The organism is Streptomyces sp. NPDC088745, assembly GCF_044751045.1.
In the GTDB taxonomy this organism is placed as follows: domain Bacteria; phylum Actinomycetota; class Actinomycetes; order Streptomycetales; family Streptomycetaceae; genus Streptomyces; species Streptomyces cremeus.
This window is the reverse complement of sequence record NZ_JBIVLB010000001.1, coordinates 86,223-99,030: the sequence shown is the minus strand read 5'-3', so window position 1 is coordinate 99,030 and position 12,808 is coordinate 86,223. Positions and strand designations below refer to the sequence as shown.

Annotated in this window: 10 protein-coding genes and 1 riboswitch; of the genes, 9 read left to right on the top strand and 1 reads right to left on the bottom strand. The window is 74.0% G+C overall.

Translation table 11 applies throughout. The features are described 5' to 3' along the window. Positions 1 to 78: 78 nt before the first annotated feature. The 4 genes from ACIP93_RS00415 to ACIP93_RS00400 all read left to right on the top strand — a co-directional run bounded on the left by ACIP93_RS00415 (position 79) and on the right by ACIP93_RS00400 (position 4,087). Positions 79 to 849, top strand: a complete 771-nt coding sequence (locus tag ACIP93_RS00415) for a hypothetical protein (RefSeq protein ID WP_401754039.1) — start codon at positions 79 to 81, stop codon at positions 847 to 849. After that, positions 846 to 2,375 (top strand): protein kinase, encoded by a 1,530-nt coding sequence (locus ACIP93_RS00410; RefSeq protein WP_401754036.1) that lies wholly within the window; start codon positions 846 to 848, stop codon positions 2,373 to 2,375. The genes ACIP93_RS00415 and ACIP93_RS00410 overlap by 4 nt, the downstream gene beginning before the upstream one ends. Before the next feature lie 351 nt (positions 2,376 to 2,726). After that, positions 2,727 to 3,638 (top strand): class I SAM-dependent methyltransferase, encoded by a 912-nt coding sequence (locus ACIP93_RS00405; RefSeq protein ID WP_401754033.1) that lies wholly within the window; start codon positions 2,727 to 2,729, stop codon positions 3,636 to 3,638. After that, a complete protein-coding gene (locus ACIP93_RS00400) occupies positions 3,635 to 4,087 on the top strand; it encodes a GtrA family protein (RefSeq protein ID WP_401754030.1) in 453 nt (150 codons plus the stop codon). Before ACIP93_RS00405 ends, ACIP93_RS00400 begins: the two co-directional genes overlap by 4 nt. Before the next feature lie 71 nt (positions 4,088 to 4,158). On the opposite strand, the gene ACIP93_RS00395 is transcribed toward ACIP93_RS00400, so the two are convergent. Further along, positions 4,159 to 6,690: a YfhO family protein gene (locus ACIP93_RS00395; protein ID WP_401754027.1), complete on the bottom strand. Its 2,532-nt coding sequence runs from the start codon at positions 6,688 to 6,690 to the stop codon at positions 4,159 to 4,161. 122 nt (positions 6,691 to 6,812) lie between these two features. Between ACIP93_RS00395 and ACIP93_RS00390 the strand changes: the two genes are divergently transcribed. From ACIP93_RS00390 to ACIP93_RS00370, 5 genes are all read left to right on the top strand, one after another. Then, entirely contained in the window at positions 6,813 to 7,841 is a 1,029-nt protein-coding gene (locus ACIP93_RS00390) for a glycosyltransferase family 2 protein (protein ID WP_380836801.1), read from the top strand. 61 nt (positions 7,842 to 7,902) lie between these two features. Then, positions 7,903 to 8,580, top strand: a complete 678-nt coding sequence (locus tag ACIP93_RS00385; RefSeq protein WP_401754023.1) for a SurA N-terminal domain-containing protein — start codon at positions 7,903 to 7,905, stop codon at positions 8,578 to 8,580. Positions 8,581 to 8,670: 90 nt separating this feature from the next. Beyond that, positions 8,671 to 9,738, top strand: coding sequence for a nucleoside triphosphate pyrophosphohydrolase (locus ACIP93_RS00380; protein ID WP_401754020.1), 1,068 nt, complete (start codon positions 8,671 to 8,673; stop codon positions 9,736 to 9,738). A 75-nt stretch (positions 9,739 to 9,813) separates the two neighbouring features. Next, positions 9,814 to 11,097 (top strand): cytochrome P450, encoded by a 1,284-nt coding sequence (locus ACIP93_RS00375; RefSeq protein ID WP_401754017.1) that lies wholly within the window; start codon positions 9,814 to 9,816, stop codon positions 11,095 to 11,097. A 115-nt stretch (positions 11,098 to 11,212) separates the two neighbouring features. Next, entirely contained in the window at positions 11,213 to 12,340 is a 1,128-nt protein-coding gene (locus tag ACIP93_RS00370; RefSeq protein WP_401754014.1) for a transglycosylase family protein, read from the top strand. Positions 12,341 to 12,604: 264 nt separating this feature from the next. Then, positions 12,605 to 12,808, top strand: a riboswitch (cyclic di-AMP (ydaO/yuaA leader).

Genomic DNA, 12,808 nt, shown 5'->3' with positions numbered 1-12,808 from the left:
CGTTGTCGGAGTCGCTGTATACGCTCGTCGTCCGTCCCCCAGCACGTTCCGCCACGTGCCGTCACCCCAGGAGCAGCCATGCACGGCCCCGGCCTCACGCCGCCGCGCAGCCAGCCCACGCCCGCCGGGCTGATCACGCTCCGCGTGGTGTTCACGGTGCTCGCCCTCGGCTCCTGCGGACTGCTCTCCTGGGCGGCCCCCCTGCGCACCGCCGTCCTGCGCAAGCGGACCTCGGACTGGCTGCTGTTCGCGGGCCAGTTGGTCGTGGTGATCACCACGGTGATCGTCATGGGGGCGTTCGGCGCGCCGCCGTCCGACGACCCGGACGTGCCGACGCAGTCCAACGGCGTCGACTACGTCTGCCTGGCGATCCTGATCGCCGTGTCGATCGCCTCCGCGACGCACTTCCTGATCGCCGACGTCCAGCACTTCCGGCAGCCGCCGGCCCCGGCGTACGGGTGGGGGACCCCGCCGCCCGCCGGCCCCGGGCACCCGGCCGGCCCGTACGGATACCCGCAGCAGCAGCCCACCGCCGGTCCCGCGTACGGGTATCCGCCGGTACGGGAACAGCCCGTGCACCAGCAGCCCCCCGCACATCAGCAGCCTCCCGTGCATCAACGTCCTCCCGTGCATCAGCAGCCTCCCGTGCCGCAGTCGCAGCCGCAGCCGTACCAGCCGTCCGGGCAGTCGCAGCCGCAGCCGTACCAGCCGTCCGGGCAGCCGCAGCCCCGGATCAACCAGGTGCGCGCCGAACTGGACGAACTGAGCGAGCTGCTGCGCAAGGACCCCCGGGACGGCCAGGGCGGTCCGGGCGGCCAGGACGGCCAGGGCGGGGGACGCCGTCCGTGAACGGCCGTGTCATCGCGGGCCGTTACGAGCTCGCCACCCTCATCGGCCAGGGCGGCATGGGCCAGGTCTGGACGGCGTACGACCAGCGCCTCGACCGGCGCGTCGCCGTCAAACTGCTGCGCCCCGACCGGATGCACGCCGCCACCGAGGCCGAGGACATGCGCCGCCGTTTCGTGCGCGAGTGCCGCGTCACCGCCCAGGTCGACCACCCGGGCCTGGTCACCGTGCACGACGCGGGCAGCGACGACGACGACCTCTACCTCGTCATGCAGTACGTCGAAGGCGCCGACCTCGCCGACCACTTCGCCGAGCACGACGACCCGTACCCCTGGCAGTGGACCGTGTCCGTCGCCGCCCAGTTGTGCGCGGTGCTGGCCGCCGTGCACGCGGTGCCGATCGTCCACCGCGACCTCAAGCCGCGCAACGTCATGGTCAAGCCCGACGGCACCCTCACCGTCCTCGACCTCGGCGTCGCCTCCGTCCTCGACACCGACACCACCCGCCTCACCCACACCGGCACTCCCATCGGCACCCCCGCGTACATGGCGCCGGAGCAGGCGATGGGCGGCGCGGTCGGGCCGTACACCGACCTGTACGCACTCGGCGTGCTGCTGCACGAACTGCTCACCGGCGACGTCCCCTTCGCCGGGACGACCGCGCTCGGCATCCTGCACCGGCACCTGTACGAGGCGCCGGCGCCGGTGCGGCGGACGCGCCCCGAAGTGCCGCCGGCCCTGGAGGCGCTCGTCCTGCACCTGCTCGCCAAGGACCCGCAGCACCGGCCCGGTTCGGTGCACGAGGTGTACGAGCGGCTGGCGCCGCTGCTGCCCGCGCGGGGCCTGCCGGCCGGGCCGCTCGACCCGACCCGCCCCTTCCTGCGGCCGCAGGCGCCCTGGCCGGACCGGGCGGCGGCCCCGCCCCCTGCGCCGCCCGTGCAGCCGCCGACTCCCGCGAAACCCGACGTGGCGGGAGCGGTCGACGAGGTCAAGCAGCTCCTCGGCGAGGGCCGCATCACCCAGGCCGTCGACCTGCTCGGCAACATCCTCCCGGCGGCCGCCGCCGAGCACGGCGAGCGCTCCCCGGTGGTGCGCATCCTGCGCAAGCAGTACGCGGCGACCCTGCTGGACGACGGTCAGTACCGGCGCGCGCTGCCCGAGCTGCGCCGCCTGGCCGACGAACGGGCGGCGGAATCGGGGCCGGCGGACCCGCAGGCGCTCCAGTTCCGGTACGACGCGGCGCAGTGCCTGGAGCAGTTGGGCGAACCGGCGGCGGCACTCGGCGAGTACCGGGTGCTGCTCCCGTACTACGAGAACGGCTACGTCTCCGGGGGCGACCCGGCACGGGCCTTCGAACTCCGGCACCGGATCGCGCAGTTGCTGCTGGCGATGGGGGACCACGGGGAGGCGGGGCGGCAGTCGCAGGCGCTGCTCCACGACGTGGAGCGGGTGTACGGCTCGTACCACCCGTTGGTGGGCGAGATCCGGCGCGGGCTGGACCGGCAGCGGCAGTTCGGCGGTCCCCGCTGAGCGGAGGGGGGCGGGCCCCGGGCCGTGCGGACGCGCCGTGGCTGGTCGCGCGGGTCCCCGCGCCCGTCGAGGAACCTCCGCTTCCGGGAGGAGTGCGGAGATCCCCGGGTGGGGCGCGGCGCCCACCGGGAGGGTCGCGGTGCCCACCGGGAGGATCGCGGTGCCCACCGGGAGGCTCGTGGGACCCGTGGGAGCCGCGGCGGTCTCGGGGAGCATCGCGGCTGCCTCCAGGAGGCGTCCCGGAGCCCCCCGCAGGGGCCCGGTGCGGCGACCCGCCCCGACACCTCCCCTTCGCCCCGTCGACAGCCGCCCGCCACGCCCCGCACCCCCGCATCCCCTACCGTCCCCGCCATGCCCCTGCTGACGCATCCCCTCGCCCGGCGCGCCCTGCGCCCCCTCGCGGACCTCGTCGACCAGCGCGTACGCAGCCAGACGCGGGGGGCCCGTGCCGAACTCGACGCGCTGCGGGCCGAGGTGGACGCCCTCAAGAAGCAGAGCACGGCCGTCGGTCTGCTCCTCGACCGCACCGGCCGCGGCGCCCACCGGATGCCCTCCGCCGGGCAGATCGACATCCTCGTCGCCCAGGTGGCCGACGTGAGCGGCAGCGGGCACGCCCGGCGGGCGGTGACCTCGGCGTTCCGTACCGTCGTCGCCCTGGAGGCCCTCGGCGTCGGCCGGATGGCGGGCGGCACGTCCAACGTCTGCGGCAAGCTCGCCACCATCCCCCTGCTGGCACCGCCCAAGCACCCCGACGTACTCGAAATCGGCACCCTGTACGGCCTGTTCGCCACCGCCCTCACGCGGATGCTGCACCGCGAGGGCGTCGAGGCGCGGCTCACCGTCATCGATCCGCTCATCGGCTCGCAGCTCCAGCCGGACGCCGCGCGGGAGGCGGACGACCCCACGGGCACTCCCGTCCGGGAGGACGTCGTACGGGCGAACCTCGCGCTCGCCGACGCCGACTTCCGTATCCAACGGGGCTTCTCGCAGGACACGGACGTACGGGCCGCGGTGTCCGACCGGCGCTACGGCGTCGTGATCGTCGACGGCGACCACTCCCGCGAGGGCGTCCGCACCGACCTGCGCTGGGCCGAGGAGGTCGTCGCCGACGGAGGCGTCGTCGTCCTCGACGACTACGGCGACACCGCCTGGCCGGGCGTCGGCGAAGCCCTCGCGGAACATCTCGCCGACGGCGGCTCCCGCCTGGAACTGCTGGGCCGGGTGGCCACCTCGGCCTTCCTGCGGGCGCGTCCCGGACAGTGAACCCGCAACTCCTCCAGATCGCGCGCTTCGCCCTCGTGGGCGGGGTCAACACCGGCACCTTCTACGGCTGTTACCTCGCGCTGCACGCCTGGCTGCCGTACTACCCGGCGTACGTGCTGGCGTTTGGGGTGAGCATGGTGGGCTCCTTCTTCCTGAACACGTACTTCACGTACCGGACCCGCCCGACCTGGCGGAAGTTCCTGCTCTTCCCGCTGACGAACCTCACGAACTTCGTGGTGACGTCGGTGGGGGTGTTCGTGCTGGTGGAGTGGTGCGGGGTGGGGGAGCGGATCGCGCCGCTCCTGGCGGCGGCGGCCGCGATCCCGGTCACGTACGTACTGTCCCGGCGCATCCTCCTGACGGAGGGCGACCCGGCCGCCGACGTCCCGGACACCCCTGCGGAACCGGCCCGTCCCACCCCCGCGCCGGGCCGCCCGGGCCCCGGCTGACCGGCCGCCCCCCCCCTGCGCAGGGCGGCTCCCGCCCCGGCCGGACGGTGCGCACCGCCCCCGGAGCCCCCTCAGCCCCCCGCACCCACCCCCGCGACCTCCCCCTCCCGCACCGGGGCCGCCCCCGTCCGCGTCTCCGTCCCCCACGCCCCGCCCCGCCGCCGGCGCCACCACATCGCCGCCCCGGTCCCCGCCGCACCCACGAGTGCCGCACCCCCCACCGCCGAGCCCGCCCGCAGCCCCGGGGGGTGGAACTCGCACCGCACCAGTCCGCCCCCCGGTCCCACCGGCACCGCCAGCATCCCCAAGTAGGAAGCGGCCGGGACGGGTTCCGCCCCCGCGACGCCGCACCGCCACCCGGCGATCCTCGGTGCCGCCACCACCGCCATCCGGTTCCCCGTGCCCCCCGGCACCCGCGCCTCCACCGTTCCGTCACCGAACGAGACGCCCGACACCTCCGGCGCGCCGCGCAGCTCCCGCACCGCCGCCGCCAGCCGGTCCCCGCGCAGGCACGCCACCTCCGCGCCCCGCTTCCCCGACCCCTCCAGCCGCACCCGCACCCGCCCGTCCCCGGGGGCCACTCCCACCTGCTGCATCGGCGCCCGCACCCGGCCCCGCCTGGCGTCGAAGCCCACCGGCTGCCCCGCGCCCAGCCGCGCCGAACCCTTCAGCCCCGGCGCCCACACGAACACCGGCGCCCCCGGCGTGCACGTCCCCGCCGTCCCCGGCACCCGCTCGTACACCCGCGCCCCCAGCAGCAGTTCCTGGTTGGCGAAGGCGGAACGCCCGTACCCCGCCCCCGCCGGCAGCGCGTCGCGCACCGTCACCAGCGGCGCCGCCTCCCCGCGCACCACCGTGAACTCCGTGTCCGCGCCCTGCCGGTACGTCGACCGCAGCCGCGCCCCCACCCCCCACAGCGCGTCCGTCACCGGGTTGTCCAGGCTGTGCGGGGCGCGCCCGCTGCCGTTCCAGCCGTCGCCCAGCGCGGACAGCGTGCGGGTCAGCACCGCCGACGTGACGCTGCTGTAGTACGAAGCGCCCTGGCCGCCGACCACCATCGCGTCGTTGTGCACCGTCTGCGTCCGGCCCGGGTCCGTCCGGTACCGGGGCCAGCCGTCCACCTCCGCGATCGTCGCCCGGTGCGCCACCTGCCGGGGCCCGTACGGCGCGTGGTCGTCCTGCGCCGCCACCCTCCGCTTCGCCCCCCACGCCGTCGTCAGCGCCGACTGCCCCACCGTGACGCCGATCAGCAGCACCGCCGCCGCCACCGCATACCCGCGACGCGCCCGCCCCTGTCCCCGCTCCCGCCCCAGCAGCACCAGCGCCCCCGCCACCGCCACCAGTCCCAGGGCCGCGCCCGCCCACGACCACCGCACCACGAAGGCACTGCCGGCCCCCGCCAGGCCCACCAGCACCACGCACCCCACGCCACCCCACAGCACCCGGCGCGGCAGCGCCCCCTCGCCCACCGCCGCCCACCCCGCCAGCACCAGCACCCCGCTCAGCACGAACGTCTGCCGGTACGGGCTCCCGTTCGGCTCCGCGAACGCGTGCCACGCCAAGTGCGTCGGCCCCCACTGCATCGACAGCACCACCAGTACCGCCAGCACCGGCCACCCCACCCGCACCCGTGCCGCCAACCCCCGGTGGAAGGGCAGGGCACACGCCAGCACCAGCACCGCCCCGCTCACGTACATCGCGGGCGAGCTGAAGGAGTACGTCGCCGGCAGCAGCCGCCCCAGCAGGTCCTCCCACCCCGCCGGCCGGAACGTCAGCCCCATCCCCGGGTACGCGTGCCGCGTCCCCGCGTACACCGTCAGCAGCAGCGGCGCCGACAGCCCGACGCCCAGCCCCACCACCGCGCACGCCTTCCCCGCCACCCGCAGCCGGGGGCGCCACGGGCCGCCGTCCATCAGCAGGCGCGCCGCGAGCACCAGGCCCGCGCCGAGCGTCGCCATGTACGCCGTGTAGAAGTTCGCCACCCACACGTACGCCACCAGCAGCACGCCGCCGAAGAACCACCGCACCGGCCGCCGGCCGTCCCGTATCGCCTCGCCCACCGCGCACAGCAGCGGGAACGCGATCAGCCCGTCCAGCCACATCGGGTTGTACGACGCCTCGATCACCGACCACCCGCACAGCGCGTACGCCGCCCCCAGCGTGCCCGCCAGCCACCACCGCCCGCCCGGCCGCACGCGCAGCAGCAGCCACGCCATCACCGCCGCCGCCACCGCGATCCGCAGCACCGACGTCACGTACACCGCGAGATCGATCTCCTCGCGCGGGAAGACGGCGACCAGCCACGAGAAGGGGCTCGACAGGTAGGTACCCACGTCGGGCAGGAAGCTGGAGCCGTACCCCGACTGCCAGTTGATCAGCCAGCCGCCGTCCGCCCGCCCGTGCAACACGTCCCACAGGTGCGCGTGGAAGGGGACGAACTGCGTTCCCAGGTCGTTCACGTTCCGGTTCATCGCGCCGAAGGGCCGGCTGCCCGCCAGCGCCGACCCCAGGCAGTGCGCGAACGCGGCCAGGACGGCGGCGAGCAGCGACGACGCGACGGCGGGACGAACACGCGGGCGGGAAAACCGGAGCCGATTCAGCATGGCTCGACCGTAAACACGCCACCGGCCCTTTCACCACCACCCTGCGATTCCGTTAACCGAACCGCCCTTTCCCCGTCATCCGACTCCTGAGAGAACGTCATCTGGCCGCGCTCCCATGGCACATGCTCATCTCCCTCGTCGTGCCCTGTTTCAACGAGGCGGAAGTCGTGCGCCGATTCCACGCGCACGTGTCCCGGGAAATCGCCTCGTTCGCGCCCGCCTTTCCCTTCGAGATCTCTTTTGAATTCGTGTACGTGGACGATGGCAGCGGTGACGAAACGCTCAGCCATCTCCGGTCCCTCGCGGGTGACGACCCCCGCGCCCGGTACGTCTCCTTCAGCCGCAACTTCGGCAAGGAGGCGGCCATGCTCGCCGGCCTGCGGCACGCGCGCGGCGACGCGGTCGTCATCATGGACGCCGACCTCCAGCACCCGCCCGAGCTCATCGCCCGCATGATCACCTTGCACGTACGGGGAAACGACCAGGTCGTCGCCCGCCGCACCCGGGCGGGCGACCGCGTCACCCGCACCCTGACCGCCCGTGCCTACTACCGCTTCGTGAATCGACTTGTCGACGTGGAACTCGTCGACGGCGTCGGCGACTTCCGGCTGCTCTCCCGGCGGGCGGTCGACGCCGTGCTCCGCCTCACCGAGTACAACCGCTTCTCCAAAGGCATTTTCGCCTGGATCGGATATCCGACCGAGACCTTCGCCTACGAGAACGCGGTGCGCGAAGAGGGGCGTTCCAAATGGACCTTCGGGAAACTCCTCAACTACGGTCTCGACGGCGTCATCTCCTTCAACAACAAACCACTCCGGGCCGCCCTCTACCTCGGCCTCCTTCTCCTCGCCGTCGCGCTGGCGTACACCGCGTGGATCGTCGGTGACGCGCTCGTCAACGGCGTGGAAACTCCCGGATACGTCACCCTGCTCGTCGCCGTCACCGCGCTCTCCGGCGTGCAGATGGTGCTGCTCGGCGTCGTCGGCGAATACGTCGGGCGCATCTACTACGAGGCGAAGCGCCGCCCGCACTTCCTCATCGGCGAGACCGACGCCGACGCCGGGAACGCGCCCGGGGCCCCCGCCGCCGCATCCCCCCTCACCCGCGACTCGTTGGTCGAACCAGTGGCCCGGACCACTCCGGCTGCCTAACATCGACAACCGCAAGGCTGTTGTGCAACGCCGCACGATCACCGCCCCCGGGAGGCACCCTTTGCACCGCCGTACGCGCACCCGCTCAACCCTCCTCGCCGCCGCCGGACTGCTCGCCGCAGGCCCCCTCCTCACCGCCTGCGGCAGCCAGTCCCACCCGGGAGCCGCGGCCCTCGTCGGCGGCGAGCGGATCGAGGTGTCCGCCCTCCAGGGCCAGGCCAACGCCGTACGCGCCGCCCAGGCGAAGACCCCGCAGGGCAAGGAGGTCATCAGCGGCACCGGCCAGCTCACCCGCGCCGAACTGCAGATCACCCTCTTCCGCCGGGTCGTCGAACGCGCCGCCGAGGACGCGGGCATCACGGTCAGCCGCAAGGAGGTCCAGCAGGCCCGCGCCGCCGCCGTGCAGCAGAAGGGCTCGGAGGAGCGCCTGCGCTCCGACCTCCTCGGCCAGGGGTACGCCCCCGAGCAGATCGAGTCCGCGGTACGCCGCGACATCCAGCTCACCAAGCTCGCGGCCCGCCACCGGGCGGACCTCTCCACCAACCAGGGCATGCAGAAGATGACCGCCGTCCTGGCGAAGGCGTCCAAGGACCTGAAGATCAACGTCAACCCGCGCTTCGGCGCGTGGAACGACGAGCAGATCATGCTGGTCGCGAAGAAGACGCCGTGGATCGTCCAGAAGACCAAGGACAAGGAGGCCCAGGCGGCCGCCGACGCCGGGGCCCAGCAGGTGCCGTAGCCGAAGCGGCGACCGGTGCCGCGACGGGTGCGGTGGCCGGTCCCGGCACCGGGGCGGCGGCGGGGGAGCGGGCGCGGGTACGGTCGTGGGGTGACCACCGAAGCACCCCTCGACGCACCCGCCGCCCCCGGCCGCATCGTCCTGCTCACCGCCAGCCACCGGGTCGCCCCCGGCCTGCTGTCCTGGCCCGCCTGGCAGACCCTGCGCTCCGCGGACCGGGTGCTGTGCGCCGACCCCGCGCACCCGCAGCTGCCGTACCTGTACGAGGCCGGGGTGCGCGTCTCGCGGGAGACGCCGGACGCCGAGGAACTGGTCGCCTACTGCGCCGACGGCGCCCGGACCGTCGTCGTCGTCCCCTCCTCCGAGGGCTCCGGCGAGGGCGACGCCCGGCTCACCGACGGACTGGCCCGCCTCGCGGGCTCCCACCGCGTCCAGATGCCCGACCTGGAACTGCTCCCCGGCTCCTACGACCTCCCCGGCGCCCGCCTCCTCGACCTGGTCCAGGTCATGGACCGCATCCGGCGCGAGTGCCCGTGGTCCTCGCAGCAGACGCACGAGGGGCTCGCCAAGTACGGCATCGAGGAGGCGTACGAACTCGTCGAGGCCATCGAGGCGGGCGACCGCACCGAGCTCCGCGAGGAACTCGGCGACGTGCTCCTCCAGGTCGTCTTCCACGCCCGCATCGCCGAGGACGCCGACCCGGCCCCCGCCGACGCCGGTGCCGACCCGGACGCGGACGCCGACCCGGACGCGGACCCGGACCAGGGCCCCTTCTCCATCGACGACGTCGCCGCGACCCTCATCGACAAGCTGATCCACCGCCACCCCCACGTCTTCGGCGACGAGACGGCCGCCACCCCGGCCGACGTGAAGGCCACCTGGCTGCGCACCAAGGCCGTCGAGAAGCAGCGCACCTCGGTGACGGAGGGCGTCCCCCTGGCCCAGCCCGCCCTCGCCCTCGCCGCGAAGCTGGCGTCCCGCACCCGCACGGCGGGCCTCGCCGTCCCCCTTCCCCCGGGCGACGGCGGCATCGGCTACCAGCTCCTCGCCCTGGCCGCCCGCGCCGAGGCGGACGGCGTCGACCCCGAAACCGCCCTGCGCGCCGCCGCGCGCGCGTACCGGGACGCGATCCTCGCGGCGGAGGCCGGGGCCGCCTGACCCGCCCGGCGCTGCCGGGACCGCCCCGCCGGGCTCGGAAAACGCCCGGGGGACGCCAGGGGCTACCGTCGACGGGTGAGCACCGCACCCCCCGCCGACCCCGCCCCCGAACTCTTCACCTGGGAGTTCGCCACCGACCCCTACCCCGCCTACGCCTGGCTCCGCGAGCACGCGCCCGTGCACCGCACCCGGCTCCCCAGCGGGGTCGAGGCCTGGCTGGTGACCCGGTACGCCGACGCCAAGCAGGCCCTCGCCGACCAGCGGCTCAGCAAGAACCCGGCGAACCACGCCGGCTCCGCGCACGCCAAGGGCAAGACGGGCATCCCCGGCGAGCGCAGTGCCGACCTCATGACGCACCTGCTCAACATCGACCCGCCGGACCACACCCGGCTGCGCCGCCTCGTGTCCAAGGCGTTCACCCCGCGCACGGTCGCCGAGTTCGCCCCCCGCGTGCAGGAGCTCACCGACCGGCTCATCGACGGTTTCGCGGACCGGGGGTCCGCCGACCTCATCCACGAGTTCGCCTTCCCCCTGCCCATCTACGCGATCTGCGACCTGCTGGGCGTGCCCCGCGAGGACCAGGACGACTTCCGGGACTGGGCCGGGATGATGATCCGGCACGGCGGCGGGCCGCGCGGGGGCGTGGCCCGGTCGGTGAAGAAGATGCGCGACTACCTCGCCGAGCTGATCCACCGCAAGCGCGAGGACCTCGGGGACGACCTCATCTCCGACCTCATCCGGGCCGGCGACCACGGCGAGCACCTCACCGAGAACGAAGCCGCCGCGATGGCGTTCATCCTGCTCTTCGCGGGCTTCGAGACGACCGTCAACCTGATCGGCAACGGAACGTACGCCCTCCTGCGCCACCCGGAGCAGCGCGAGCGGCTCCAAGCGGCCCTCGCCGCGGGCGACACCGCCCTCCTCGCCACCGGCGTCGAGGAACTGCTCCGCTACGACGGGCCCGTCGAACTCGCCACCTGGCGGTACGCCACCGAACCGCTCACCCTCGGCGGGCAGCCGATCGCGGTGGGCGACCCCGTGCTCGTCGTGCTCGCGGCCGCCGACCGCGACCCCGAGCGGTTCCACGATCCGGACACCCTCGATCTCAGCCGTCGGGACAATCAGCATCTCGGGTACGGGCACGGCATCCACTACTGCCTCGGCGCCCCCCTCGCGCGGCTCGAAGCGCAGACCGCGCTGGCGACCCTGCTGACCCGTCTTCCTGACCTGCGACTCGCGGCGGAACCTGCTGATTTGCGGTGGCGCGGCGGGCTCATCATGCGCGGACTGCGCACGCTGCCGGTGGAGTTCGGAAGCGGCGTGCGGGGCACCGGAAATGACCGGTCGGCAGCGATGTGACCTTTACGTGATCTCCGCTGCACCGACTTGTGACGGGTGTTCGACTGCGGCTACGTTCACGGGCGACCCGGCTGTTTCGCCAGAAGCCGAGTCACCGTCAGCGAAAGGCAACCGCATGCGTTCCGGGAACGGTAAACACCGCCGCCCGCGTCAGGCCCCCGCACTCGTCGTCGCCGCCGGGGTCACCGGCTCCGCGCTCGCGATTCCGCTTCTCGGCGCCACCAGCGCCGGAGCGGTCGAGGCAGGTGCCTGGGACCGCGTCGCCGAGTGCGAGAGCGGCGGTGCGTGGAGCGCCGACCTGGGCAACGGGCACTACGGCGGGCTCCAGTTCTCCCAGGACAAGTGGGAGCAGTACGGCGGCGACGCCTACGCCCCGCGGGCCGACCTCGCCAGCCGCTCGCAGCAGATCGAGGTGGCCGAGAAGGTCTTCCGGGCCGAGGGCCCGCAGGCCTGGCCGAGCTGCGCCGTCATCTCCGGGCTCGCCCCGGGCGGCGGCGGGCAGTCCGGTTCCGGTTCCGGCGGGGCGGGAGTGGACGCCGCCGACCCCGGCGCGATCGCCGGCATCGACTCCCGTACGCCTCCCACGCCCCCGGCGCACTCCGCGAAGCCGGACGCGGCGGACGGCGCGGCGGCCGACGCCGGGCCCGGCGACGACACCCCGGCGGGCGACCGGCCCCTGGGCGACCAGGCCCCGGGCGACCGGACCCCCGGCGCCGTCCCGAGCGGCGACGCCTCCGCGACCCCGGACCCGAACGCCGGCACGCCCGACGCCGGCACCGCCGTCCCCGTCGAGCCCACCCCCGGCTCCAGCGTCTCGCCCAGCACCGGGCCGGGCGGCGACGCCACCACGCCCCCGGGCGTGCCCGACGCCACCGGCGCCCCGGGCGCCGAGGACCGGGGCACGTCCGGCACCGGCAAGCACCGCGGCGTGCCCGCGCCGGAGAACTCCTCCCTCGTACCGGACGATTCGCCCGAAGGGGAACTCGCCGAGCGGGACGCCGGGCGGCACGCCTCGCGGGGCGGCGGCGAGAAGGGGCCGGGCGGCGCGCCCGAGCAGGAGTCGTACACCGTGCGCCCCGGTGACAACCTCTGGCACATCGCGGACGCCGCGGAGGTCCCCGGCGGCTGGTCGGCCCTCTACGAGGCCAACAAGAAGTCCCTCGGCACCGACCCCGACCTCATCAAGCCTGGTCAGCACCTGGATCTGAGCGAGGGTCAGACCGCGGAGAAGAGCGAAAAGTAGGGGTGGTTGGGGGGCTTGTGTCCACATTTGCGCAAGTGAGACATGAGTCTCTTCGCCCCAACTGGCGCGTCCCTTCGGGCGACTCCCGGTAAGCCCCCTCTGACCTGCGTAAACGCAAGGGAGGAGAGGGCAAGTACGGGGCAGATGTCCCGGATGTGCCTCTTTGAACATCCGGGGCACCTGTGATTACGGTCGTCATCGCTCGCCACCGGTGAGCACCGGAGCCCGCACGCCGAATCCTGCCGGCGGGCCTCGGCAGCAGTCGTCGCGAAAGCGCCGTAGGCAGGAGCGGGGGACCCAAGGTAAGTGCCGGGCCCGGACGTTGAGAGACGTGACGGGAACGGCTTGGGGTGAAGCCGCCGAAACGGAATGCCGCAGCAAGCAGTGTGCGGAAATCCGGACCGGAGGCCGGGCGAACTCACAGCCCGAACCCGACAGCTCACCTCGAAGGCGTCGGTGAGGGAATAT

Bases quoted from the DNA above. Each gene is read 5' to 3' on its own strand.
- ACIP93_RS00415 (WP_401754039.1), top strand. From the start codon at position 79: ATGCACGGCCCCGGCCTCACGCCGCCGCGCAGCCAGCCCACGCCCGCC.
- ACIP93_RS00405 (WP_401754033.1), top strand. From the start codon at position 2,727: ATGCCCCTGCTGACGCATCCCCTCGCCCGGCGCGCCCTGCGCCCCCTC.
- ACIP93_RS00395 (WP_401754027.1), bottom strand. From the start codon at position 6,690: ATGCTGAATCGGCTCCGGTTTTCCCGCCCGCGTGTTCGTCCCGCCGTC.
- ACIP93_RS00390 (WP_380836801.1), top strand. From the start codon at position 6,813: ATGCTCATCTCCCTCGTCGTGCCCTGTTTCAACGAGGCGGAAGTCGTG.
- ACIP93_RS00370 (WP_401754014.1), top strand. From the start codon at position 11,213: ATGCGTTCCGGGAACGGTAAACACCGCCGCCCGCGTCAGGCCCCCGCA.